Annotated in this window: 22 protein-coding genes; 16 read left to right on the top strand and 6 right to left on the bottom strand. The window is 59.7% G+C overall.

The window, feature by feature from the left end:
• The first annotated feature begins 2 nt into the window (after positions 1-2).
• Both ACD590_RS01730 and ACD590_RS01725 read left to right on the top strand, forming a co-directional pair.
• Positions 3-1598 (top strand): response regulator, encoded by a 1596-nt coding sequence (locus ACD590_RS01730; protein WP_018244781.1) that lies wholly within the window; start codon positions 3-5, stop codon positions 1596-1598.
• Between the two features lie 21 nt (positions 1599-1619).
• Positions 1620-3239 carry a VOC family protein gene (locus tag ACD590_RS01725; RefSeq protein ID WP_439002026.1) on the top strand — a complete coding sequence of 540 codons (1620 nt, stop codon included), beginning with the start codon at positions 1620-1622 and terminating at the stop codon, positions 3237-3239.
• 3 nt (positions 3240-3242) lie between these two features.
• Here the strand turns inward: ACD590_RS01725 and ACD590_RS01720 are convergent, their stop codons facing one another.
• The 3 genes from ACD590_RS01720 to ACD590_RS01710 form a co-directional block, all read right to left on the bottom strand.
• The gene (locus ACD590_RS01720; protein WP_439002025.1) at positions 3243-4136 is read right to left on the bottom strand and encodes a DMT family transporter; all 894 of its coding nucleotides are present in this window, start codon (positions 4134-4136) and stop codon (positions 3243-3245) included.
• Positions 4137-4243: 107 nt separating this feature from the next.
• Positions 4244-5728 (bottom strand): FAD/NAD(P)-binding protein, encoded by a 1485-nt coding sequence (locus tag ACD590_RS01715; protein WP_439002024.1) that lies wholly within the window; start codon positions 5726-5728, stop codon positions 4244-4246.
• Between the two features lie 54 nt (positions 5729-5782).
• A complete protein-coding gene (locus ACD590_RS01710) occupies positions 5783-6211 on the bottom strand; it encodes an OsmC family protein (protein WP_247265629.1) in 429 nt (142 codons plus the stop codon).
• A gap of 144 nt (positions 6212-6355) precedes the next feature.
• On the opposite strand from ACD590_RS01710, the gene ACD590_RS01705 reads away from it, so the two are divergent.
• Genes ACD590_RS01705 through ACD590_RS01695 form a run of 3 tightly spaced genes read left to right on the top strand, consistent with a single transcriptional unit; the run spans position 6356 to position 7766 of the window.
• The gene (locus tag ACD590_RS01705; RefSeq protein WP_247265628.1) at positions 6356-6616 is read left to right on the top strand and encodes a hypothetical protein; all 261 of its coding nucleotides are present in this window, start codon (positions 6356-6358) and stop codon (positions 6614-6616) included.
• A 46-nt stretch (positions 6617-6662) separates the two neighbouring features.
• Positions 6663-6896, top strand: coding sequence for a DUF2188 domain-containing protein (locus ACD590_RS01700; protein ID WP_018244775.1), 234 nt, complete (start codon positions 6663-6665; stop codon positions 6894-6896).
• An 18-nt stretch (positions 6897-6914) separates the two neighbouring features.
• Positions 6915-7766: a Ku protein gene (locus tag ACD590_RS01695; protein WP_439002023.1), complete on the top strand. Its 852-nt coding sequence runs from the start codon at positions 6915-6917 to the stop codon at positions 7764-7766.
• A gap of 157 nt (positions 7767-7923) precedes the next feature.
• On the opposite strand, the gene ACD590_RS01690 is transcribed toward ACD590_RS01695, so the two are convergent.
• Positions 7924-8727 carry a Ku protein gene (locus tag ACD590_RS01690; RefSeq protein ID WP_439002022.1) on the bottom strand — a complete coding sequence of 268 codons (804 nt, stop codon included), beginning with the start codon at positions 8725-8727 and terminating at the stop codon, positions 7924-7926.
• Positions 8728-9298: 571 nt separating this feature from the next.
• Here ACD590_RS01690 and ACD590_RS01685 point away from each other — a divergent pair.
• Positions 9299-10633 (top strand): O-antigen ligase family protein, encoded by a 1335-nt coding sequence (locus ACD590_RS01685; protein ID WP_047622549.1) that lies wholly within the window; start codon positions 9299-9301, stop codon positions 10631-10633.
• Between the two features lie 45 nt (positions 10634-10678).
• On the opposite strand, the gene ACD590_RS01680 is transcribed toward ACD590_RS01685, so the two are convergent.
• A complete protein-coding gene (locus tag ACD590_RS01680) occupies positions 10679-11824 on the bottom strand; it encodes a right-handed parallel beta-helix repeat-containing protein (protein WP_439002021.1) in 1146 nt (381 codons plus the stop codon).
• A 596-nt stretch (positions 11825-12420) separates the two neighbouring features.
• On the opposite strand from ACD590_RS01680, the gene ACD590_RS01675 reads away from it, so the two are divergent.
• Positions 12421-14262 (top strand): acyltransferase family protein, encoded by a 1842-nt coding sequence (locus tag ACD590_RS01675; protein ID WP_047622551.1) that lies wholly within the window; start codon positions 12421-12423, stop codon positions 14260-14262.
• A 162-nt stretch (positions 14263-14424) separates the two neighbouring features.
• On the opposite strand, the gene ACD590_RS01670 is transcribed toward ACD590_RS01675, so the two are convergent.
• Positions 14425-15120, bottom strand: coding sequence for an alpha/beta hydrolase (locus tag ACD590_RS01670; protein WP_439003504.1), 696 nt, complete (start codon positions 15118-15120; stop codon positions 14425-14427).
• A gap of 520 nt (positions 15121-15640) precedes the next feature.
• Here ACD590_RS01670 and ACD590_RS01665 point away from each other — a divergent pair.
• The 9 genes from ACD590_RS01665 (at position 15641) to ACD590_RS01625 (ending at position 23401) form a co-directional block, all read left to right on the top strand.
• A complete protein-coding gene (locus ACD590_RS01665) occupies positions 15641-16123 on the top strand; it encodes an MSMEG_0572/Sll0783 family nitrogen starvation response protein (RefSeq protein WP_018244765.1) in 483 nt (160 codons plus the stop codon).
• 75 nt (positions 16124-16198) lie between these two features.
• A complete protein-coding gene (locus tag ACD590_RS01660) occupies positions 16199-17245 on the top strand; it encodes a Nit6803 family nitrilase (protein WP_439002020.1) in 1047 nt (348 codons plus the stop codon).
• Positions 17172-18290, top strand: coding sequence for an MSMEG_0568 family radical SAM protein (locus ACD590_RS01655; RefSeq protein ID WP_439002019.1), 1119 nt, complete (start codon positions 17172-17174; stop codon positions 18288-18290). Before ACD590_RS01660 ends, ACD590_RS01655 begins: the two co-directional genes overlap by 74 nt.
• Positions 18287-18829: an MSMEG_0567/Sll0786 family nitrogen starvation N-acetyltransferase gene (locus tag ACD590_RS01650; protein WP_130750811.1), complete on the top strand. Its 543-nt coding sequence runs from the start codon at positions 18287-18289 to the stop codon at positions 18827-18829. The genes ACD590_RS01655 and ACD590_RS01650 overlap by 4 nt, the downstream gene beginning before the upstream one ends.
• Positions 18830-18831: 2 nt before the next feature.
• Positions 18832-19806, top strand: coding sequence for a sll0787 family AIR synthase-like protein (locus ACD590_RS01645; RefSeq protein WP_317277861.1), 975 nt, complete (start codon positions 18832-18834; stop codon positions 19804-19806).
• Positions 19803-20972 carry an MSMEG_0565 family glycosyltransferase gene (locus ACD590_RS01640; RefSeq protein WP_439020833.1) on the top strand — a complete coding sequence of 390 codons (1170 nt, stop codon included), beginning with the start codon at positions 19803-19805 and terminating at the stop codon, positions 20970-20972. The genes ACD590_RS01645 and ACD590_RS01640 overlap by 4 nt, the downstream gene beginning before the upstream one ends.
• The gene (locus tag ACD590_RS01635) at positions 20965-21252 is read left to right on the top strand and encodes an MSMEG_0570 family nitrogen starvation response protein (protein WP_018445851.1); all 288 of its coding nucleotides are present in this window, start codon (positions 20965-20967) and stop codon (positions 21250-21252) included. Before ACD590_RS01640 ends, ACD590_RS01635 begins: the two co-directional genes overlap by 8 nt.
• Before the next feature lie 11 nt (positions 21253-21263).
• Positions 21264-22538: an MSMEG_0569 family flavin-dependent oxidoreductase gene (locus ACD590_RS01630; RefSeq protein ID WP_130759246.1), complete on the top strand. Its 1275-nt coding sequence runs from the start codon at positions 21264-21266 to the stop codon at positions 22536-22538.
• A gap of 2 nt (positions 22539-22540) precedes the next feature.
• Positions 22541-23401 (top strand): Pnap_2097 family protein, encoded by an 861-nt coding sequence (locus ACD590_RS01625; protein WP_439002018.1) that lies wholly within the window; start codon positions 22541-22543, stop codon positions 23399-23401.
• Positions 23402-23409: the final 8 nt, after the last annotated feature.

The raw sequence follows: 23409 nt of genomic DNA, 5'->3' as shown, positions 1-23409 counted from the left end.
GATTGGCGGAACACTGCTCCATTCTCATCATCGACGACAACATCGACGATCGCGAGGTCTATCGCCGCATATTGGGCCGCGTTTCCAGCACCGCCTATACCGTCGTGGAGGCGGAGACGGGCGAAGAGGGCCTTGCACTGAACGGCCGGAAACGGCCGGACTGCATCCTGCTCGACTATTCGCTGCCGGGGCGCGACGGGCTCGGCGTTCTTGCCGATATCCTGGAGGATGACCCCGCCGCCAACGTCATCATGCTGACCGGCCAGGGCAACGAAACCGTCGCCGTCGAGGTGATGAAGAGCGGGGCACGCGACTATCTGACAAAGGATTCGCTTTCGCCTGAAACACTGCATCGCTGCATCCAGAACGCCATCATGCACGGCATGCTGGAAGCAAAGCTGGAGCAGAAGCGACAATCGCTGGAGATCTTCACTCGCGCCATGGCCCATGATCTGAAGGAGCCGCTCCGGACGATCAAATCCTTCAGCCGCATCCTGCACGGCTCTGCCGCGCTCCCGGCCGAAGACCGGGAGTTGCTTGATTACGTACTCAGCGCCGCCGACCATATGGAAGACCTGATCGTCAAAGTCTCGGGTTTCACCAAGCTCGAGGCCTACGGCGGGCTGGAGCTCAGGCCGGTCTCGCTATCGGCCGTGCTCGACCAGGTGGAGGACAATCTGCGTCAGCAGACCGAAAGCCGCGGCGCCGTCATCATCCGCGGGGCGCTGCCGGAGGTCATGGGCGATGCGACGCTGCTGACCCAGCTCCTGCAGAACCTGGTGTCGAATGCCATCCGCTATTGCGAGCAGAAGGTTCCGGAGATCAGCATCATAGGCGAAGCGCAGGGCGATATCTGCCGCCTCACCGTGGGTGACAACGGGCCTGGCATCGATCCGGAGCATCGCGAACTGATTTTCCAGCCGTTCAAGCGCCTCGTCGGTCGTGGCATCGAAGGCACCGGGCTCGGCCTTGCCATATGCCGCCGCATCGCGCAGATGCATGGCGGCTCGATCTGGTGCGAGGCAGAAAATGGGCCGGGCGCCACCTTCATTCTCGAAGTGCCGCTCGCCGAGGTGAGGTCCACGCCGCCTGCCGCATCGGTCATCCCGCACAGCGCCAAGCCGGCGGAGCAGCCAGGCGAAGGTTCGGGCAGGCTGGCCGAGGTGCTGCTGGTGGAAGACAGCCCGGCCGACATCCAGATTCTGAAGATCAAGCTGATGCGGCGGGAGAAGGTGAATTTCAACCTGCATGTCGCCACCAACGGACGCGAGGCAATGCGGCTGCTCGAAGAACGCGCAGGCATCGCCGATGTGCCGCAGATCGACCTGATGCTGCTCGACATCAACATGCCGATCATGGACGGCTTCGAGGTGCTGCATGCGCTTTCAGCCGACGTCCGCCTCAAGCAAATTCCCGTCTGCATCCTCAGCACGTCAAGCGACGAGAGCGACATGCGACGGGCCAGAAATCTCGGCGCGCGCGCCTATATGGTCAAGCCGCCGACCCTGCAGCAACTGGAAGAGGCGCTCGAAGATGTTGAACATTTGGAGTTGTTGCAGCGCGGCGATTCGCTTGCGCTTTGTGCGGAACAAAACTAAGCGATCGTCATTGGCAACGGTATGACCTTCGCAGCTCTCATACTCGCGCTCCTGACGACGCCGCTTCAATCAGGACTGCTCTCGATGGTATCAGGCATACATCACGTCACGGCCGTCACCCGAAAGGTGCAGGCGAACGTGGACTTCTACGCGGGATTTCTCGGCATGCGGCTCGTCAAGCAGACAGCCGGTTACGAGGACGCGACGCAACTTCATCTCTTCTATGGCGATGCGGCAGGGACGCCGGGGTCGCTGCTGACCTTCCTCGCCTGGGAAGATGGCGCGCCCGGCCGGGCCGGCTATGGCCAGATCAGCGAAATATCGCTGTCGATCGACCCTGCCAGCATCGGCTACTGGCTGACGCGCGCCATGAGTTTCGGCCTGCGCTCAGGGGGCCCGGCCGACGAATTCGGTGAGCCCGTCCTGCGGCTGAAGGACCCAGATAACATCATCCTCAAGCTCGCAGGCGCAAAGAACCTGGTATCGCCGGCCGCCTGGGACGGCGCCTCGATCCCGGTCGAGCATGCCATCCAGCGGGTGCGCGGCGCCACCATGCTGACGGAGAAGCCAGCCGAAAGCCGCAGCTTCCTCGAGAGCCATTTCGGTTACCGTTTGCAGGCCAGCCGTGGCACGATCGACAGGCTGGTGTCGCAGTCCGGCGACATTATCGACGTGCGCGATGCACGTGGCTTCTGGTCCGGTGCGCCGGGCACCGGCACGGTCGATCACGTCGCCTTCCGCGCCGCCGACGAGGAGGCGCTGCATTCGGTGCGAAAGGCGCTGGAAGCGACCGACGCGTCGCCGACCAATATGCACGACCGCAAATATTTCCGCTCGCTCTATGCTCGCGAGCCCGGCGGCACGCTGGTGGAGCTTGCGACCGACAAGCCGGGCATGACCGTGGACGAAGAGCACGCCGCCCTCGGGGGCAAGCTCTTCGCGCCACCCGAAGCCATCACCAATCTCCATGACCTGAAGGTGATGCTGCCGCAATTTTCAATGCCCGGTCAGCCGCGCATCAATTATCGCGAGCTGCCATTCGTCCATCGTTTCTATACGCCCCCCGATCCCGATGGCAGCGTCTTCGTGCTGCTGCACGGCTCCGGCGGCAATGAGACGACGCTGATGCCGCTGCTGAACAAGGCGGCGCCGCGGGCGACGCTGCTCGGCGTGCGCGGCCGGGCGACGGAGGAAGGGTTTCCACGCTGGTACAAGCGCATTACTCCCTTCTCCTTCGACCAGAACGACATCAAGACCGAGGCGGAGGCCTTCGCGGCCTTCATTGAGGGCGCTGTCAAATCCTACGGGCTCGATCCTCAGAAGGTCGTCTATGTCGGCTACTCCAATGGCGCCAACCTTTTGAACTCGCTGCTCTACCTGCACCCGAACCTGGTTCACAAGGCGGTGCTGCTGCGCTCCATGCCTGTGCTCAGCGACTATCCGCATGCCGATCTGAAAGGCACGGACCTGCTCGTCATCAGCGGCAAGACGGATGCCTACGGCAAATATGCGAGCGAGTTGGAAGAGAGGCTGAAGAGTTCAGGCGCCACCGTCGATTCCGACGTCATCCCCGGCGGCCACGATCTCGGCGATGCCGACATTCCGATCATCCAGAAATGGCTGCTGCAGGAAAATCGCTGACGATCAACCGCGGCGGGCAACCATTATGCCGGCCAGCACGACGGCGCCGCCGAGCGCCTGCATCGTCCCGATCGCCTCGTTTAGCAACGCCCAGGCGAGAATGGCCGCAACAACCGGCTGCAACAGCAGCGTCAGCGAGGAAAAGGCCGCCGGCAGATAGGCCAGCGCATAGGTGATCGCCACCTGCCCGCCGGCATGGCTGATAAAGGCCAGGCCGAAAACGATCGACCAGCCGTAGACGGTCGCGGGCAGCATATGGCCCTCGTAGATCAGGCCGATCGGAAAGATGCAGACCGCAGCGCAGGCTGTGCTCCACAACATGATGCGGATCGTATCGAACCGGCTGCGCAGCCTGCCGATCGCCAGGATGTAGCAGGCATAGAAGAAGGCGGCGATCATCGCGATGCCATCGCCGCTGAAATCGCCGTTGCCAATGGCTGCGGGCCCGCCCTTCAAAATGACGAGGCCGGAGAGAGCCACGGCAAGTCCGAGCATGAAGATGCGGCTGATCCTCGCGCTGAAGAAGAGGAAGGCGATCAGCGTGACGAAAACCGGTGCGAGGTTGGCCAGCAGCGTCGCATTGGCGACCGACGTCATGGTGAGCGAAAGGTGCCAGGCGCCGAGGTCGAGCGCCAGCATGACGCCTGGCAGAATCAGCATGCCATAGTCGGAAAGGCTCTGCGGCTTTGGCCCCGCATCCTTCTTCAGCAGCGAGACGGCGAGGATCGGGATCAGCGCCAGCACCACGCGCCAGAAGGCCGTCGCCATCGGTCCGACCTCGGACAGTCTGACGAAGATCGGCGAGCCGCCGATCGCCGCCCCGCCGAGAAGCAGCGCCGCGAGGGCGAAACGATTGGAAGGCGAGGCTTCGGAAAGGGTGGAGGCAGCCTGCGACATGGTCTCGATATTTCTGGTCGCCCGAATGCCGGGCGGGAATTGGTGGCCGAGTGACTATCAGAAGTCGCTCACCGGGGACAGTCGAAGAGCGACATATTGGTGGAAAATCAGGCAGGATGCCTATTCGTCGCGCTGGTCCGCAGCTTTTCGGCGATCTCGCCGGCGATGAAGAAGGCATGCTCGGTCACCTGCGGTAGGCCCATCAGCTCGCCGAACGTGCCGCGTGCCAACGGGCCGGAGATCAGCAGCGAAGGATCTGCATGTCCGGACGGGCCGATCGCTTGCGAATGCTGGTTACAGGCAAGGCCAAGGCCGGTCGGATCGAGCGATAGGTGGCCGCTTGCCGCAAGTGCCGCGAGCCAGGGCTGGGTTTCGAGAATGCCACCATGCGCCGGGCCGGTGGTGACGACGACGGCGTCATAGCGCCGCTCCAGCGGCTGGCGCTGTTGACGCGGCTGCAGGGTGCAAAGAATGAGTTCGCCCTCGATGCGCGCATCGGCAACCGACCCGGCCAGGATATCCAGGCGGCCCGAGGCAATCGCTGCGTCGAGCACGGCCTCGACCTGCGGGGCGATGCGAAAGCGATGCACATCCCAATAGGGACGCAGATGGCGGACGAGACGGCGTCGTTCGGCAACCGGTAGCGCCTGCCAGAGATCGTATCCCTGCGCCCGCACCTGATCGATCACGCCATGCCAGCTTATGCCCTCTGCCTTCGCCGCTTTTATGGCAGTGCGGATCGCTGCCAACAACGATATGGCCGAATGGGCGGCATTGGAGACGAAATCGCCGAAGAGCTCCTGCGGTACCGGCGGATGGCCGCGAGACCGCAGACCGCGGCGCGAGATCGCGGTCACCGAACCGTCATGCCCGCGCTGCGCCAGCGAGGCAATGACATCGGCAGCCGTCAGGCCATTGCCGATGACCAGCACCCGGTCATGCGGGCGGACCACGTCGAGCGCGCCCGGCTTGGTGGTATCGGCGACGAAACGGGGATGGGCGGCAAGCCGGGTCGCAAGCCGGCCGGGGGCTGCCGGCGGCGGATGGCTGGTGGCGATCGCGACGATATCGGCCTCCGTCACGCCGCCTCTGTCGTCGCGGATCGACCAACGGCCGGCACGGGCTTCGACAGCCGTCACCGCAGCGCGGCAATGACGCACGCTACCGTCTTCCAGCAGCGGCTTCAGCAGCGAGGCGACATATTCGCCGAAGAGCCGGCGCTGGGGGAAGAGCGAGCCATCGGGCTGCCTGGCCTCAGGGTCGCCGGCGACGGCGTCGCGGGCTTCGATCCAGGCCAGGAATTCGCCCAGGTCATCGGGCTGCAGGCTCATCTTGGCGGCGGGAACATTGATGCGGTGGGCCGGATCGGCCGTGTCATAGGCAAGGCCGCGGCCGAGTTCGGCGCGCGGCTCGAAGACCATGATGGCAGGGCGCTCGCCGCAGTCGGCTCTCGCGAGATGATAGGCGACGCCGGCGCCGGAGACACCGCCGCCGATGATGGCGACGACGGGCTGTTCAGACGTCGGGAGAGGCTTGGGCTGCATGGTGGCCGGGATCATTGCTTTCGATGCCCGAGCATAGAAGCCGGGCATTGGTCACGCAATCCTCCGCTCTCTATTGTCTATAATTATTATGTAGATACAGAATTACGCCGATATCGTCGTCGAGAACTCGGGATTGCCTCGGATGGTGTTGCTCACCGTGCAGATCTCGTCTTCGGCGGCATGGGCGATTTTCTGTCGGGTTTCCTCGTCGATATCGCCCTTGATCGAAAAGGCGATGTTGAACTTGGCGACGCGCGAAAGGCCTTCCGCCGCCTTCTCGCCGGTGACCTCGGCAGTGATCTCGCTGATCTTGTCGAGAACGCCCATCTGGCTGGCGGCGATGCGGGCGCTGAGCACCAGGCAGGCCGAGAGCGAGGAATAGAGCAGATCGAGCGGATTGAAACCCGGCTGCGACGGCGCGGTGACGATATCGATCTCGCCCTTGGTGGCGGAGGTGACGTGCGGGAAACCGGTACGGCCGAGAACGGCGGTGGCGCCGGTCGGGCGGGGACGAGCCTTGAGATCGGCCATGTTGAAATCCTCTTGCGAATATCTTGCAGATGGTGATTTCCGCCCGAGGCGGCAATGGCAAACGCCGCCCCTGGGTTTCGGAACCTTTCCATCCGTCATCAGTTGAATACACCTGAACGAAATCAGTGACAAAGGTGGATTGCGATGCCTGACGTCCGCAGCATGGATAACCAAGGCCGGCGGATGGATGCTCGCGATCGGCTGATCGTTGCGCTTTATGCGCAGTTGAAGGCCGAGCGGGAAACCCGCGAAACGCTGGAATGGGCGATCCGAAATGGCGCCGTCTCACAGGCGGTGCTGGAAGCCATCGCTGCCGATCCGGTTCCCGTCGTCACCAGCGAGGATATCGCATCGCTGGAGAAGATCATTGCACTCGATGAACGGCACAAATCAAAGCGGAACTAGCCGACGACATCATGCACCCTATTTAGTTGAGAAGAGGAGATCCGAAATGGCCGATATCACCTATCAGGTCGTGCCGCATGACAATGGCTGGGCCTATAAGCTCGGCGACACGCTTTCGGAAACCTATGCGACAGCTGATGAAGCGATTGTCCATGCCAAGGACGCCGCATCGCGCCAGAAGATCGGCAATGGCGATGCGCTGCTCGCCTATCCCGCACCCGACGGCCGCGGCTGGGCATTTCAGGAACTCGAAACCGACAAGAGCGGCAGCCGGCTCTGATTTGCGACGGAGGATGGAATGGCCGCTCGGGCAAGCTGGAAGGGTCATCTGAAGGTAGGCGACCTTGCCTGCGCCGTCGGGCTCTACACCGCTGTTTCCTCCTCTGACCGCGTCTCCTTCAACATTATCAACCGCAGGACCGGCCACCGGGTGGAACGGCAATTCGTCGACAGCGAGACCGGTAAACCGGTCGAGCGGGGCGACCAGGTCAAGGGCTACCAGATGGAGAATGGCGACTACATCGTCATCGAGGGCGACGAGATCGCCGAAATCATGCCGGAAAGCGACAAGGTCCTCAATATCAAGGCTTTCATCGCCTTCGACGATATCGACAAGCTATATTTCGACCGCCCTTACTATCTCGCGCCCGTCGACGAACATGACGAGGCGCTGTCGCTGATCGCCAGGGGCATGCGTGACGGCAAGGTCGCGGCTCTGGCCGAAGCCGTGCTTTTCCGGCGAATCCGGACGCTGCTGATCCGTCCGCATGACGACTACATCGTCGCGACGATGCTGAATTTCGACCACGAGGTGCGCTCGGCCGATACGGTCTTCAAGGATATCCCCGACATCAAGTTCGACAAGGAAATGATCGAGCTTGCGGGCCATATCATCGGCACCAAACAAGGCAGCTTCGAACCGAGCACGTACGAGGATCGCTACGAGGCTGCCCTCGTCGAACTGGTGAGGGCTAAGATCGAAGGCCGGGCGCCACCGAAGAAGAAACAGGCCCCGGAACGCAAGGTCGTCGACCTGATGGAGGCACTGCGCCAGAGTGCCAAGATGAGCGGCAAGGCGCCAGCAAAGAAGGCCCTGGCGAAGAAGAAGGCGCCGGCGCGCAGCGACAGCCGCAGCAAGAAGGCAAGCTGAGGTAGTTCTCGAAACCTATGAGGCGAAATGCAATTTCACGCTCACCCCGGAGCCCCACGCGGGCGGCTGTCGTCAAAAGGTCGGCGCGGCTGTAAAAGCCGCAACACCAGCGAAGGCGATTGGCCGAAGGGCGCGCGCATGGGGGCGATGCCCGAGTTCAGTGGGGCTTGCGTCCGCCTTCCGCGGCCAGGCTCTTCTTCAGCGCATCCATGATATTGATGACGTTGCCGGTCGATTTCACCGGTGCGGGTTTTGCCACGGGCGCTGCCTTCTTCAGGCTCTTCTGCTTGCCGCGGATCATCGACTTCAGGCGTTTCTGGACCGGGTCCTGCACCATGCTCGGGCTCCAATCCTTCGTCTCTTCCTTCACCAGTTGCGTCATCAGCGTCAGCAGCTTGCTGTCGATCTCGGTCTTATCGTCGAGTTCGGCTATGGGATCACGCACCTCGTCGCCATAGCGCAGGGTCCAGAGAACGATGCCTTTGCCTTGCGGCTCCAGCAGCACGGCACGCTCGCGACGATAAAGGACAAGGCGGGCGATGCCGACGACCTCATTCGCCTTCATCGCCTCGCGGATGACGCAGAAGGCTTCCACCCCGACCTTGTCCTCGGGCGCCAGAAAATGCGGTTTGTCGTACCAGATCCAATCGATCGAGCCGCGCGGCACGAAAGTGTCGATCTCGATGGTGCGGGTACTTTCGAGCCCGACCTCCTCGATCTCCTCGTCTTCGAGAAGAACATAGTCGTCGTCGCCGCGCGGATAGCCCTTCACCTGGTCCCTCTCGGCCACCGGTTTGTGGGTGACGCTGTCGACATAGCGGCTTTCGACGCGGTTCTTCGTCTGGCGATTGAGGACATGGAAACGGACCTTGTTGCTTTCGGTCGTCGCCGGCGTCAGCGAGACCGCGGCGGTGACGAGCGAGAGCTTGAGATAACCTTTCCAGAATGTCTGACGTGCCATGTCTGTCCTGCCTCCCGGACACGGTTGGGCATGGCTATCAACGGCGGGTTCGGTCTTTGGTTCCGCGAGCTGAACGAAGTTTCGATTGGCGACAACAGCCAACCTCCCGGCGTGCGTGTCAGGAGCGCGATCGTACCCGCCGGGGAAGTTGGACAAGATCATACCCACATTGAATGACAGTGGCGTTACGCAGTTGCGAGCGTGTGGCAGCGGATGGCTAGGACCAGTTGGCGCGACATATTGGAAGGTTTAGCAAACTGGATTCGACGAATAATATGGCTTAGAGTGGCGCCCACATGGCGGCTTAAGCAGAAATTGAAGCAATAACTTATTGATCTGGTTCATGAATTGCACGCCAACCACACACACTGCAAAAGAGCTACGTGCCGGCTGTTTTGGATTGTGGGAGTGGCGAACCAATCGAACCGTATCGATTTGTGATGGATTGTAGACAGAAACCAGTGTCGATGATTTCATGTCGCATACAGAGTCCGGCAGAGGTAAATTGTGATTTTGGCTCAGTCCTATTTCGAATAGGAACATCCCCGAACATGAGATAGAAGAGCTCTTAATGGCGATACAAGACGCGTCTATAGCACGAGACTATTATCAAGGCAGCCACCGTCGGCGCACTGCGTCCAGATGGCGCGTCAGGCGAGACGTGCTGGCGAAGCTGGTTCTTACTGTCGCATTTTATGCGGCGCTTTGGCGGGCGACCGGCATGTGGTACGGCCTGCCTGCAAATTTCGATGATGGCGCGTCGGTAGACCCGCTTCCGATGAAGTTAATGCTTTACAGCCTTATCCCATTGTCCGGTCTGTATTTTCTGTTGGAACAACGGCAATTCATAAGAACCTTTTCAAGGATTTCACCGCTCATCGGGGTCGTTGCCATTTCCTGTCTGACATCAATCGTCTTCTCGATTGACAAAGGTGCATCTTTAAAGGGATTGGCCGCCGTCATCGTTCTTGCGGTCCCGCCGCTTCTTTATCGCGCGCGCTATGGCAACGTGGAAGCATTTCGCATCCTGGGGCGTTTTGCGATCGCGGCGGCATTTATCAATGTTCTCTATACTGCCGCTTTCCCGCAATTTGCAATCATGCGCGGCAGCTATGCCGGTATGGTAAAGGGAGCGTTTTACCACAAGAATACATTGGGACAATTTTGCTCAGTCAGCTTTGTTTGCCTGTTGTCGACGCAGAAGCTAGGTCGACTTCGTTACAGCACGCTTGTTCGATGGGCTGCGATGCTTTGCCTCCTCGCTTTGATTGTAGCGACAAAGTCCTCGACAGCGGTTGTATTGACGATGTTCGGCAGTGTCATGCTGTATGCTATCCGGATTATCCACGTCTACCCAAATCGCCTTTTTCGCTCATTTGTCGTCGCTCTGCTGTTTCTTCTTGTGGGTTTTGCGGCCAGTTTCATTTATTTAGGTGTGGCCTCTGCCGTTGCTGAAGCTTTCGGCAAAGACCTTACTTTCTCGGGGCGCACCAACATCTGGGAACAGCTGTTTCCGCTGATATGGGATAGGCCCATAACCGGCTACGGCTTTGCGATGTTCCGCCAGCCTGATGTCATGGAGGAATATGTCAAGGTGACGTTCGACGCGCGGTCGACGCACAACACCTATCTCGAACTTGCCCTCAATATCGGCATTCCCGGTGTCGGTGCATGGGTTGTGTTTTTGGTGACTCGTCTTTTCCGGAAGATGACAATCGTCGAATCCGATCAAGAGCAATCGGGCGCCAGACGGAAGGAGATCGTGATTATCATCCTGATCATGCTTGGATCCATGACAGAGGCAGGGATGATGCTCGCACCCTTTATTCTCTGGCCACACACGGTGATTGCACTCTCCGAGCTGCGTCCGAGGTTGTTGGCAAACCGGAGACCGCGTGAGGCTTGAGACGCGGAGGCTTCACGGAGGCTCCGCCTGGCCTCAGTGTGGCGATTAAATAGAGAGATAGCGCTTCTGCCAAGGCAGCATGTTTTCTTGCCATGCACGCGGCGTGAAATCGTCATAGGCCGTCTCGGCAATCGCCAACATCCAATTCTGCCCCTTGCGGGCCAGCAATACGCATGACAATTCCATGCCAGGCTCGATCGCAATGGAGGGCCGGTTGGCGCCTGATATATCGATCCCTTTGTTCCGCCACTGGATGCGGATTTCGTCGGGCTCGGATGTCCATTCGCCGGAGGAAACGGAAGCCTTTCCGTCCGGCTTGACGCGAAGCGGCGGCGGCGTGACGTTCAGAAAGCTGCCGTCGTTGAGATAGTTGTCTTCGATTTCCCCCGCAGTCGCTCTGCCGTTTCCTTTCAGAAAGATGTCCTGCTTGCACCGCAAGAATATGTTGCGTCGAAAGCTTCCAGACCACGGCCGATTGGCAAAAAACCCAATCTCACATTCGCTGATCACGTTATCGTGGATATCCATGTCTTTGCGAAATGCCAGGCTCTGGTCCGAGTAACCGCTCAAACTCACGCCACGATTGCTGTTCTCGATCCTGTTGTCATAAACATGGTGGCCAGCATGGTCGACTTGATCGCCAACCCCATACCCGAAGGAATAATCATTCATCTTCCCGTCGCGCATGACGTTACTGCGCACGACGGCATCGTCGCCGATCGATGAAAAGGAGAAATTTTTCCCCCCGATGAAATTGTATTCAACAAGGTATTGTCGCGTTCTACCGCAAACCAGCGCCCCCTTGTTGGATGTGCTGGTCGGCGACTGAAGAAAAAGGTTGCCCCGAACCACCACATTGGAGCTCACATTGCGATCGTCGTTTTCGTAGGCGAATTGGCAACAATCCGCCCCCTGGCCGGGCGCCGGGCCGACGCGGTTGTTCTCCAGCAACACGTCCGACGTCATGGTTAGGTAAATGCCGTCGCCGTTCACATTCTCGGTCTCACAGCGCCGTATGACGAGATTCCTGCCATTGTGAAATTTGAAGCCGCGGGGAGAATTCTTGACGATCACGTCTTCGACCACCGTATCGGAAAACACCTGATAGGCGACGCCGATGTCCGGAGCGCCGTCGATGACCTGTCCCCGCGTAGATGCACCGTGAATTTTCTTTCGCGAGATGGCGGGCATCGGATCTCCATTCGATACGGTTACAGCTTCTAATAATGAGGGGTCGTGTGGCGGATGTTTGAATATCTGGAAATTATCCTAAACTGAACGACCGCTGAGAAATCCATGTAAATAGACCCATGACGTCCCGGCCACATCGATTGAAACTGTGTCCGTCCAGCTGCGTGCTCTGCCCTGGGATCGCCTTCCGGCACTCTGTTGGTCACACGTTCGCCCAATTTGGCCTGCAAGCCGTCCTTGCAATGCCGCGCTGCGTTTCGGCAGTCAATGTTAAATCGCCCGTCAGCCTTATGGCCTGAGTTGTGGAACCGTTGAAAGGCAGCTGTAAAATGTGCCCTTTAGTCGAATCACCGTCGAAATGAGAAGCGGATGGACATCGCTCTCCTTCTCGCCAGCTTCATCGGACGAATGGTAAAATAAGCAATACTCCGAAAACACCGATGACCCTTGCGGCCCCTCCGCCGACTCTCGAGGCCGTTTCTCGCTGTGGACAGAAGCCCGTCTAAGGCGAGTAGTTTTCATTTCACCCTGATGCTGATTGCATATTGACCGGTCTCACGGTACGAAATCCTGGGAGGCCAAATATCGAGGCCCAAATGATTACGCATCGTCAAGATATCGACGGCCTGCGTGCCGTAGCCGTAATTTTTGTGATTCTTTATCACTGTGGATTTGACCGCATTCTCCCCGGTGGATTTATCGGGGTGGACATTTTTTTCGTGATCTCGGGATACCTGATTACGAAAATCATTCTTGCTGACGTTGGGGATGGCCGATTCTCGATTGGCAACTTTTATAGTCGCCGCGCAAAACGAATTCTTCCCGCTGTCGTGGTCATGTATGCCGTTGTGATGGCGGCTTCTTATTTTACGATGCTGCCTGACGAAAGCTTGCGGGTCTTTAAGTCTGTCACTTCCTCCGCGCTTTTTGCCTCAAATGCTTATTTCTATTTTACAACTGGATATTTCGATGATTCCTCGGAATTCAATCCAGTTCTGCACACATGGTCGTTGTCGGTCGAAGAGCAGTTCTACGTCTTTTTTCCACTGATCGTCATGTTGGCAAGCCGATATGGGCGCAGGGCAACCGGGATGGCCATAGCGGGGCTTTTTGCGGTCAGCATCATTGCTTCCATTATCACTGTTCCAATCAACCGCTCCGCAGCCTTTTATCTTGTACAGTATCGCGCGTGGGAACTGCTCGTAGGCGCTCTCATCGCAGGACCGGCACTGACGAAATTCTCTGATGCGCGGATCAACGATGTGCTTTCGGCAATCGGTGCTTTGCTCATCTGCCTCAGCGCGTTGCTGCTGTCGAAGACGTCCGAGTTTCCCGGATTGACGGCGTTGCCCGCGACCGCAGGCACGGCGCTGATCATCTGGACGGGCCCAAGCACCCTTGTCAGCAAGCTTCTCTCATTGAGGGTCGCCACTGCTATAGGCTTGATCTCGTACTCCCTCTATCTGTGGCATTGGCCGATTTGGGTGTTTTCGAACCAGTACGGAGCTTGGGAGCATGGCTGGCAATTGGTGCCGATCGCTTTGAGTTTCATCGTCGCATATGTTTCGTGGCGATTTGTCGAAACGCCGTTCCGAACAATGAGATACCGACCTCTCGTGTCCGTAGCCGCCGGAGCTGCTTCAATCGCATCCGTAGCAATGCTGGCATTTGTCGGGCAACTCGCTGCCGATCAAATGAAAGAGGACAACACGGCTGTTGAACGGGTGGCGGAATTTGCTGACTACGACCCTTCGAAAGCCTTTCGCAGTGGACAATGCTTCCTCACGTCAAACGACGGCATCGAAAAATATGATCGTGATGCCTGCCTGGCTCTATCAAACAATCAGCAAAACATAGCGCTTGTCGGTGATAGTCACGCCGCTCATCTATATCCCGGGCTAAGGGCGCTTTCGGGGGCCAATGTCATTCAAGCGAACGCATCAGGGTGTCGTCCCACCCTCGACGCCGAAGGCGAGGAACGCTGCATTGAACTCATGAACTACATGTTCAAGGATTTCTTGCCGAGCCATAAAGTCGATGTTCTCGTATTGGCTGGACGCTGGACAAAAGATGACGTGAAACTCATCAGAAAGACGGTGGATTACCTATCACCGTTTGCCAAAAAGATCGTCGTCTTCGGACCAGTGGCAGAGTATAAATCTTCCCTGCCGCGGTTGCTCGCACACAGTCTCTACGACAAGCAACCATTTAAAGCCGCCGATCATCTGGTGCCTCGACAACACATCGGTCTGGACATTCAAGACGCATTGGCCGGAAGCGGGGCAACATACATCTCTACCTATAAGACGATGTGCAATCCAGATTGTGTGGTGTGGACAAACAGCGGAGACCCAGTCCAATTCGACTATGGGCACTTCACCGCCGACGGCTCCCGCGTTCTGATTTCAAGAGTTAAGCAAGCCCTCGTCGTTCAGTGATAAGAGCGTGCCCATCATCGCGCGTTTAGTTGAAATGATCACATCGATACCGGCGCAGCAGGGATTAAGCCGGAGCATGGAAGGCGGAAGCGATCAAGCAGATGATCGAGCGGCTCGCGCGGAGGCGCTCATTCTCACGCCCCCGCCACAAGCGCTTTGTTCTTACTTTGAGACTGCCATGGCCGCCTCATCGATAAAAGCCGCGACCTCCAGAGGCTTTGATTGCGGCAAAGCATGACTTGCTTCCAAGGTCATGACTTTCCGAGCATTGATACGAGCCGACATTGCTGCCTGGTTTTCAGGAGCAATCATCCTGTCTTCACTTGCTATTTGATACCAGGATGGCTTCTTCCGCCAGGCGGGCGCGGTGATGACGTCACCAAAGGTACCGGCAAGCGGCGCTTTTTGGGTGGCCGCCAGAACGACACCTTCTTCGGGAGGCAGATCCTGGCAGAAGCTTTCATGGAATTTGTCGGCCTTGAGCCAGAGATAGTTGTCGCTGTTCGGCTCGATATTGGCCAGTGCCGCAGGCGGATGCTGTTGGGTGATGCTGCCTGGACTTTCGCCTGCATCGGGGGCGAATGCGGCGATATAGACAAGCCCCGCGACATTCGGTTGATCTCCGGCTTCGGTGATGACCGCACCGCCGTAGGAATGACCGACGAGCAGGACCGCCCCTCTCTGCTGGGTCACTATCTTGCGTGTCCGTTCGGCATCCTCGGCTAGCGACGTCAACGGCAGTTCGACCGCGCGAACGGACTGATAGCCCCTATGCGCCAGTTCGAGTATCACCTTTCCCCAATGGGCGGCCCCGCCCCAAAAGCCGTGCACCAGAATGATCGTGGGTTTATGACTCATTAGTTTCTCCTGTTTTCTGAAAAGAACGATACGACCGTGATCTGCGAGAACGGACTCCAAATATCCTCTGTCGGCGGAAGAACGGCCTCACGCACACATCCAACCGCTTTAATTGATTGCATTCAATATAGCTAGATTTTTTCGATTGACGCGATAACGCCTGTTGACGCGTAGCCCTTCTTCGAACCGAGACGCATCCATTGTATTGCGATGCCGCCGGAAAGGCGGCCTCAACTCGGACAACAGCTTCGATCCTGGCCCGCGCCGGGCAAGTATCAATGCTTCCTGCTATGATTGACGACCAATTGAATGCACCTGTTTTGAGCTTTCGTGCATTCGATTTTTGCACGCCGTCGCTCAGAAAATTAGCTCTAAAATTTTCTCTTTCGTTATTGATTGCATAATTGAATGCATTATCGAAATATTTGACTGCTATTTGTGCATAATCAATCTGGCATAGCGCTTGCAATTGGATGGATGCTCCCCGGATGGGGATCGGATTTCAATCAAGGAGCCATCCATGCCCGCAGTGACCAAGCCAGCCAATCAAAAAGGCGACTTTCTTGTCGATTACGAGGACAAGGTTTTTGAGGACGTACAGGCCGGCGAAGGCGAAAAGGCCCTCGTCACCTTCCATACAGTAGCCTTCGAAGGATCGATCGGATTCGTCAACCTGCTGCAGGCGACGCGCCTGAAGCGGAAGGGGTTCGAGACCTCGGTCCTTCTCTACGGCCCGGGCGTCACGCTCGGCGTCCAGCGCGGTTTTCCGACGCTCGGGGCGGAGGCCTTTCCCGGCCATCTGAATTTCAATAACCAGATCGTCAAGTTCATGGAAGAAGGCGGCAAAGTCTATGCGTGCCGTTTTGCCCTTCAGGCGCTTTACGGCCATGGCGAAGGCGCGCTGATCCCCGGCATCACGCCGATCAGTCCGCTCGACGTTCTCGACCTGATCCTGATCCATCGCCGCGACGGCGCCTTCATCCTTGATACCTGGACGCTCTGAGCATCAGGCGCCCCAAAAAATAAAGGGCGGAGCCTTGGCGCTCCGCCTCCCCACCCGTCAATCGAGGATTTCGTCATGGAGAAAAAACCGAGCGTCCGGGTTGCCGCCGCGCAGATCGCGCCGGATCTGACCTCGCGCGAGAAAACACTGGCCCGCGTGCTGGATGCAATTCGTGAGGCCGCCGCCAAAGGCGCCGAGCTGATCGTCTTTCCCGAAACCTTCGTCCCCTGGTACCCCTATTTTTCTTTCGTGTTGCCGCCGGTTCTTTCCGGCAAGGAGCATGTGCGACTTTATGAGGAAGCCGTCACGGTGCCGAGTGCTGCCACCGATGCCGTCTCGGCAGCCGCCCGCCAGCATGGCATCGTCGTGGCGCTTGGCGTCAACGAGCGTGACCACGGATCGCTCTATAATGCCCAGCTGCTGTTTGATGCCGATGGCACGCTCCTCCTCAAGCGTCGCAAGATCACCCCAACCTTTCATGAGCGAATGATCTGGGGCCAGGGCGACGCCTCCGGCCTGAAGGTGGTCGACAGCGCCGTCGGACGCCTTGGGGCGCTGGCCTGCTGGGAGCATTACAATCCTCTGGCCCGCTACGCCCTGATGGCCCAGCACGAGGATATCCATATCGCCCAGTTTCCGGGCTCGATGGTCGGACCGATTTTTGCCGACCAGATGGAAGTCACCATCCGCCACCACGCGCTGGAAAGCGGTTGTTTCGTGGTCAATGCCACAGGCTGGCTGACCGACGAGCAGATCGCCTCCATCACCTCCGACGCCGGCCTGCAGAAGGCCCTGCGCGGCGGCTGCATGACCGCGATCATCTCGCCCGAAGGCAAACACGTCGTGCCGCCGCTGACGGTAGGCGAAGGCATCCTGATCGCCGATCTCGACATGAGCCTGATCGTGAAACGCAAGCGGATGATGGATTCGGTCGGCCATTATGCCCGGCCCGAGCTGTTGCATCTTGTCATGGATGGCCGCGCCACGGCGCCGATGGTCACCACCACCCAGCCATCCCTCCCCACAGCCGAAGCAAGGACCCTTTCCGATGGAGAATACGACACGTCTGCCGACCGAGATTCTGATCAACGAATTGCAGTCCTACGGAGCCCGGCTCGTTGACCCCAGGGCCGGGCATGAAAGTCGCCGCGGTGGTGCCGGACCTTCCGACCACAAGGCGCTGACCATTGACGGCATGACGGTGATGGTGCCGGTTCACACCGCACCCGCATTCGAGAGCCCCTATCTGGTGGAAAAGCCGGACGAGATGGGCCGCAGCCGTATCAGCCGGGATGGCACGGTGCTGGGCGAGGTTTCCTTTCCCCTGCGCCCGCGCTTCTACGAGCGCTCGACCGCCGACGGCATTCCCTATTCGCAGATCGCCGTTCTGCACGGCAAGGACGTGCTCGCTACCACCGTGCTGCAGACCTGCATCCGCTATCAGAGCCGCACCAAGACCTGTCAGTTCTGCGCCATCGGCCAATCGCTGGCCGCCGGCCGCACTATCGCCCACAAGACGCCAGAGCAGCTCGCGGAAGTCGCCAAGGCCGCCGTCGAACTGGACGGCGTCAAACATATGGTGATGACCACCGGCACGCCGAAGGGCGACGACCGCGGTGCTGCGATCCTCGCTGACAGCGCCCGCGCCATCAAGGCGGCCGTCAATATTCCTATCCAGGCGCAATGCGAGCCGCCGGAAGACGATATATGGTTCACCCGCATGAAGGAGGCCGGCGTCGATGCACTGGGCATGCATCTGGAAGCCGTAACGCCGGAGGTGCGTGCCCGCATCATGCCGGGCAAGGCACAGGTCTCGATCGCCAAATATATGGCCTCGTTCAAAGCCGCAGTGGAGGTCTTCGGGCGCGGCCAGGTCTCGACCTACATTCTGGCGGGTCTCGGCGACAGCCGTGAAGCCATTCTGGACATCTGCGAAAAGCTGGTTGCGCTCGGTGTCTATCCCTTCGTCGTGCCCTTCGTACCAATCTCCGGCACGCCGCTCGAAAGCCACCCGGCGCCGCGGCCCGACTTCATGCACTCGATCCTCGGACCCTTGTCCAGGATGCTGGTCGCCAGCGGCTTGAAGGCCGTCGACATCAAGGCCGGCTGCGGCAAATGCGGCGCCTGCTCCGCCCTTTCCACCTATGAAAGGATGCTCACCAAATGATGCTCGAAGCCTTTGCTCCCTATCGCTCAAGCGAATTCCAGGTGAAGTTCGCAACCTCCGCCTGGGAGCGCCGCGAAGCGCATACGCTACGCCGCGCCGTCTTCTGCCAGGAGCAGCAGATCTTCGAAGGCGATGACCGCGACGCGATCGACGACGACGCCATCCCGATCGTGGCTCTCTCCATGCTCGGCATTGCCGCCGACCAGTTGGTCGGAACGGTGCGCATCCATCAGGCCGAACCCGGCCTCTGGTGGGGCTCGCGACTGGCGGTCCATCCGGATTTTCGCAAGATCGGCGCCCTGGGGGCGACCCTGATCAAGCTCGCCGTATCCTCCGCCAATGCGATCGGATGCCACACATTTCTCGCCAATGTGCAGGTTCAGAACGGTCTGCTGTTCCGCAGGCTGCACTGGGATGTGATCGAGGAGTTCGAGGTCTACGGCAAGCCGCATCTCAGGATGAAGGCCGACCTTGCCTATTATCCGCCCTGCGTCACACCCGAGGCAGGCTTCACCGCCCTTTCCAGAAAGGCGGCGTGAGAATGGTCGCGATCGACATCAAGACCCTGGCGGCAAAACTCTCGACCAGCAGCGGCATCGCCGCCAAGCAGGATATCGGCACGATCGCGGCAAGGCTCGGCCTGCAGGGGCAGCAAATTGCCGTCGGCGACGATTGCGCCGCGCTGCGCGATGGCGACGGTTATCTGCTTTTTGCCATCGAAGGGTTCATGAACGAGTTCGTCGCCGCCGACCCCTGGTTCGCCGGCTGGTGCGGCGTCATGGTCAATATTTCCGACGTCGTTGCCATGGGCGGCCGGCCAATCGCCGTGGTTGATGCCGTCTGGGCCAATGGCGAGGCTGGCGCGACACCCGTTCTCGAAGGCATGCGGGCGGCATCCAGCGCCTTTGGCGTGCCGATCGTCGGCGGGCACACCAATATCCGCACCGAACGCGGCCAATTGTCGGTCGCCATTCTCGGTCGTGCCAAGAAGCTGCTGACGAGCTTCGATGCAAAGCCGGGCGATGTGCTGGTTGCAGCGATCGACCATCGCGGCCGTTACCGCGAACCCTTCAACAACTGGGAAGCCGCCACCGATGCCGCGCCGGCGCGCCTGCACGGCGACCTCGAGCTGCTACCCGAGATCGCCGAGGCCGGGCTGGCGCTGTCTGCGAAGGATATCAGCCAGGGCGGCATCGTCGGCACGGCCATCATGCTGGCCGAATGTTCGCATGTCGGCATCGATATCGACGTCACCGCCATTCCCCTGCCCGCCGGTGTGAGCCTCGACCGCTGGCTCGTCACCTTTCCGAGCTTCGGCTATCTGCTCTCGGTCGCGCCGGAACATGCGGTCGATGTCGTCACCCGCTTCACCGCGCGCGGCATCAGCGCCGCGGTCATCGGCGCAGTCGTGGCTGGTGCCGAGGTCGCACTGGTCGATGGCGAGAGCCGTGCAGTGGTGCGCAATCATGCCGAAACACCCCTTTTGCAGCTCGGTCGGCAGGATGTCGCCGCATGAGCCTCCCGCCGCACCGAACCCTGCGCATTGCCATGCTGACCCATTCCACCAATCCGCGTGGCGGCGTGGTTCATGCCATGCAGCTTTCGGAAGCGCTGACCTCGCTTGGCCATGAGGTGGTCCTGCATGCGCCTGATGCCAAGGGGGCGGGCTTCTTTCGTCAGCCCTCCTGCGGCACGGCCTGCATTGCCGTGCGGCCGGCACCCGCGGACATGACGCAAATGGTCGAGCAGCGGATTGCTGACTATGTCGGTTATTTCCGGAGAACCGGAACCAATGGCTTCGACCTGTTCCACGCCCATGACGGCATTTCCGGCAATGCGCTGGCAACCCTCAAGCTGGAGGGCCTGATCCCGAATTTTGCCCGCACGGTCCACCACATCGACCAGTTCGCCGATCCGCGTCTGATGGCTCTGCAAGATCGCGCGATCGACGCGGCCGATATCTTCTTCGCCGTCAGCCGCCTCTGGCGGGACAAGCTGAGAGAGGATCGCGGCATTGATGCGGTGGTAGTCGGCAATGGTGTCGACACCAACCGCTTCTCGCCTGCCTGGAGCGGCGAGCAGGTCGCTCTGCGCGACAGGCTGCAGCTGGGAAGCGGGCCGATCTTCCTTAGTGTCGGCGGCATCGAGGCGCGAAAGAACACCCTTGGTATTCTCGAAGCCTTTCGTCAGGTCCGCGCCATCCGGCCGGATGCCCAGCTCGTCATTGCCGGGGGCGCCTCGCTCCTGGACCATGGCGACTATCAGGAAGAGTTCCGTTCTTGCCTCGCCTGCCTCGGTCGGGACGCCGCGGCGGTGCATATCACCGGTCCGATAGCAGATACCGACATGCCCAGCCTCTACCGGCTGGCGGATGCGCTGGTATTTCCCTCGTTCAAGGAAGGTTTCGGCCTCGTCGTTCTCGAAGCCATGGCCAGTGGCATTCCGGTCGTGACGTCCTCGATTGCGCCCTTCACCGAATATCTGGGTCCCCGCGATGCGATCTGGTGCGATCCGCACCATCCCGTCTCCATTGCCGAGGGCATGGCGCTGGCGCTGGTCGCACCGATCCGCGAGCAGATCATTCCCCGTGGTCTCGAGGTTGCCGCCCGCCATGGCTGGCACCAAACCGCAATAGCCCATCTTGCCCGCTATCACAGTCTGTTGGAGCCCAACCATGCCTGAAATGCGGTTCGTCATTGCCTGGCCGGATGGCCGCAAGGAGACCTGTTACTCGCCCTCCCTGGTGATCAAGGACTATTTCGCCGAGGGCCGAAGCTATCCGCTGTCCGACTTTCTCGATCGCAGCCGCACGGCGCTGACCATCGCCAGCGACAGGGTCAAGGCGAAATACGGCTATCCCTGTTCCCTAGCGCTCGGCCAGCTGTCGCGCATCGAACAGGCCGCCACTCCCTATCTCACCGACGCAGGGGCCGAAGTCCGCTGCGAAAGCTTCATCCTTTGAAAGGACCCACCATGACCACACCATTCCTCAAGAGCCATTACAGTGCAGTCGTCATCGGCGGTGGCCAGGCCGGGCTCTCGGCCTCTCATTATCTGAAGGGGCACGGCATCGATCACGTGGTCTTCGAGAAGAAGACCGTTGCGCATAAGTGGAAGAACGAACGCTGGGACGCCTTCTGCCTGGTGACGCCGAACTGGCAATGCCAGCTTCCCGACCATCCCTATGACGGCACGGATCCGCACGGTTTTATGGTCAAGGACGAGATTCTCGCCTATGTCGATCGCTTCGTGAAAAAGCTCGATGCGCCGGTCTTCGAGCAAACCGGCGTGACGTCGCTCGAAAAGCACGGCGACCTCTTCCGGCTCGCGACTTCGGCGGGCGCGGTGACCGCCGACGCCGTGGTGATCGCCACCAGCCTCTATGCAGCTCCGGCCATTCCGCGTGCTGCCGAGCGCCTGCCCGAGGACATCATGCAGATCCACACCGCCGCCTACCGCAGCGCCGATCACCTGCCGGACGGCGGCGTCATCGTGGTCGGCTCCGGCCAGTCCGGCTGCCAGATTGCAGAGGATCTGCATCTGGCCGGCCGCAAGGTGCATCTCGTCACCGGCAACGCGCCACGCTGCGCCCGGTTCTATCGCGGTCGCGATGTAGTCGACTGGCTTTCCGATATCGGCCAGTACGACATCACGGTCGAACATGATGGCATGACGAAGAAGAAGCACGACACCAACCATTACCTGACAGGACGCGACGGCGGACGCGATATCGATCTGCGCAAGTTCGCGCTGGAGGGCATGGCGCTTTATGGCCGCATGTCCGGCGTCGCCGCCGGCCGGATGCTGTTCGAGCCGAACCTGAAGGCCAATCTCGACGGCGCCGACCGTGTCTACAACGGCATCAATGCCCTGATTGACCGGCACATCGCCGAAAAGGGCATCGATGCTCCGGCCGGGTCCCCCTATATCCCCGTCTGGGAGCCTGAGGCGGAGATCGCCGAACTCGACCTGAAGGCGGAGGGGATCACCTCGGTCATTTGGGCCACGGGATTCAGTCCGGATTGGTCCTTCGTCGGACTGCCGATCTTCGATGGCAATGCCTATCCCGTTCATCGCCGCGGCGTCACCGTCGTCGATGGCGTTTACGTGCTCGGACTTCCCTGGCTCTGGACCTGGGGCTCGGGCCGGTTCCTCAGCGTCGGCAGAGATGCCGAACATGTGGTCGGGCATCTGGCAGCTCGACGTTCGGCGCAGACATCGTCTCTCAAGCAATCGGTCAGCGCCTAATCATGAGCGCGGCCCTTCTCGATTTTCCGCCCGCAGGACCTTCGGCACGCGACCTGATGGAACGTGCCCTTGATCCGCACATGCTGCTCGGCATGCCCCATTTGAATGGAAACGGGCTATCGGAGACCTGGCTGATGAAGGAACTCGGCCATCGTCACTGGCTGATGCTTGCCTGTCATCTCGGGCTCGACAATGCGGATTTCAGAACGGCCGATGGAGAGGAGGCCTATGCCGCGATCTGTGCAACGTCACTGACGGATGCATGTTTCGACGTCGTACAGGCAAACGACATTTTGACCATCCACTCGAGACTGTCCGCAGTCTCGCGAACCCGGACGTCGACCCGACACGAATTGTCTGTCCACGGACGAAGCGTCGGCGCGGTCGAACTCATCTCAACCTTCGTTCACAGAACGATCAAAGACAACAATCACTCGATAGCGCGTGTGACGTTGCCTGAGCCGCAGGGACAGCGGTTCCAGCCTTGTCTTCTGGCCCAGAATGCTGCAGACATCCGGAATGGGCGGTTAGCAACGCATTTCGGGTTTCCGGTCCCCGCCAACAAAGCGCTCCGAACCTTTCGGTTTGATCCCAGCACCTCCCAGGAGTTCAACGGCGCAGGCCTGTTTTACTTTGCCGAGTATCAGGCTCTCGCCGATCGCGCCTTGGAAAACTGGTTTCCCTGCAAGGGGCCGGTCGTCCGTAAGGCCGTCTTCTTCCTGGGAAATATCGAACGAAATGAAAGCGTTGTCTTCGACCTTGTTGATTTTTCCGACGACCAAAAAACTGTCCATGGGCAGCTACGACGCGAAAACGGGAAAGTGATTGCCAAAATATTCGGTATATGGACGTTTCTTCGCTGAGGCATGGA

Source organism: Rhizobium sp. 862_C5_N1_2 (assembly GCF_051811205.1).
Lineage (GTDB): Bacteria > Pseudomonadota > Alphaproteobacteria > Rhizobiales > Rhizobiaceae > Rhizobium > Rhizobium leguminosarum.
Note: the sequence above shows the minus strand (reverse complement) of the source record. Positions and strands in the feature narration are given on the sequence as shown.

Excerpts from the sequence above, each read along its gene's own strand:
- ACD590_RS01725 (WP_439002026.1), top strand. The coding sequence starts at position 1,620 with ATGACCTTCGCAGCTCTCATACTCGCGCTCCTGACGACGCCGCTTCAA.
- ACD590_RS01720 (WP_439002025.1), bottom strand. The coding sequence starts at position 4,136 with ATGTCGCAGGCTGCCTCCACCCTTTCCGAAGCCTCGCCTTCCAATCGT.
- ACD590_RS01715 (WP_439002024.1), bottom strand. The coding sequence starts at position 5,728 with ATGCCCGGCTTCTATGCTCGGGCATCGAAAGCAATGATCCCGGCCACC.
- ACD590_RS01710 (WP_247265629.1), bottom strand. The coding sequence starts at position 6,211 with ATGGCCGATCTCAAGGCTCGTCCCCGCCCGACCGGCGCCACCGCCGTT.
- ACD590_RS01705 (WP_247265628.1), top strand. The coding sequence starts at position 6,356 with ATGCCTGACGTCCGCAGCATGGATAACCAAGGCCGGCGGATGGATGCT.
- ACD590_RS01700 (WP_018244775.1), top strand. The coding sequence starts at position 6,663 with ATGGCCGATATCACCTATCAGGTCGTGCCGCATGACAATGGCTGGGCC.
- ACD590_RS01695 (WP_439002023.1), top strand. The coding sequence starts at position 6,915 with ATGGCCGCTCGGGCAAGCTGGAAGGGTCATCTGAAGGTAGGCGACCTT.
- ACD590_RS01690 (WP_439002022.1), bottom strand. The coding sequence starts at position 8,727 with ATGGCACGTCAGACATTCTGGAAAGGTTATCTCAAGCTCTCGCTCGTC.
- ACD590_RS01685 (WP_047622549.1), top strand. The coding sequence starts at position 9,299 with ATGGCGATACAAGACGCGTCTATAGCACGAGACTATTATCAAGGCAGC.
- ACD590_RS01680 (WP_439002021.1), bottom strand. The coding sequence starts at position 11,824 with ATGCCCGCCATCTCGCGAAAGAAAATTCACGGTGCATCTACGCGGGGA.
- ACD590_RS01675 (WP_047622551.1), top strand. The coding sequence starts at position 12,421 with ATGATTACGCATCGTCAAGATATCGACGGCCTGCGTGCCGTAGCCGTA.
- ACD590_RS01670 (WP_439003504.1), bottom strand. The coding sequence starts at position 15,120 with ATGAGTCATAAACCCACGATCATTCTGGTGCACGGCTTTTGGGGCGGG.
- ACD590_RS01665 (WP_018244765.1), top strand. The coding sequence starts at position 15,641 with ATGCCCGCAGTGACCAAGCCAGCCAATCAAAAAGGCGACTTTCTTGTC.
- ACD590_RS01660 (WP_439002020.1), top strand. The coding sequence starts at position 16,199 with ATGGAGAAAAAACCGAGCGTCCGGGTTGCCGCCGCGCAGATCGCGCCG.
- ACD590_RS01655 (WP_439002019.1), top strand. The coding sequence starts at position 17,172 with ATGGAGAATACGACACGTCTGCCGACCGAGATTCTGATCAACGAATTG.
- ACD590_RS01650 (WP_130750811.1), top strand. The coding sequence starts at position 18,287 with ATGATGCTCGAAGCCTTTGCTCCCTATCGCTCAAGCGAATTCCAGGTG.
- ACD590_RS01645 (WP_317277861.1), top strand. The coding sequence starts at position 18,832 with ATGGTCGCGATCGACATCAAGACCCTGGCGGCAAAACTCTCGACCAGC.
- ACD590_RS01640 (WP_439020833.1), top strand. The coding sequence starts at position 19,803 with ATGAGCCTCCCGCCGCACCGAACCCTGCGCATTGCCATGCTGACCCAT.
- ACD590_RS01635 (WP_018445851.1), top strand. The coding sequence starts at position 20,965 with ATGCCTGAAATGCGGTTCGTCATTGCCTGGCCGGATGGCCGCAAGGAG.
- ACD590_RS01630 (WP_130759246.1), top strand. The coding sequence starts at position 21,264 with ATGACCACACCATTCCTCAAGAGCCATTACAGTGCAGTCGTCATCGGC.
- ACD590_RS01625 (WP_439002018.1), top strand. The coding sequence starts at position 22,541 with ATGAGCGCGGCCCTTCTCGATTTTCCGCCCGCAGGACCTTCGGCACGC.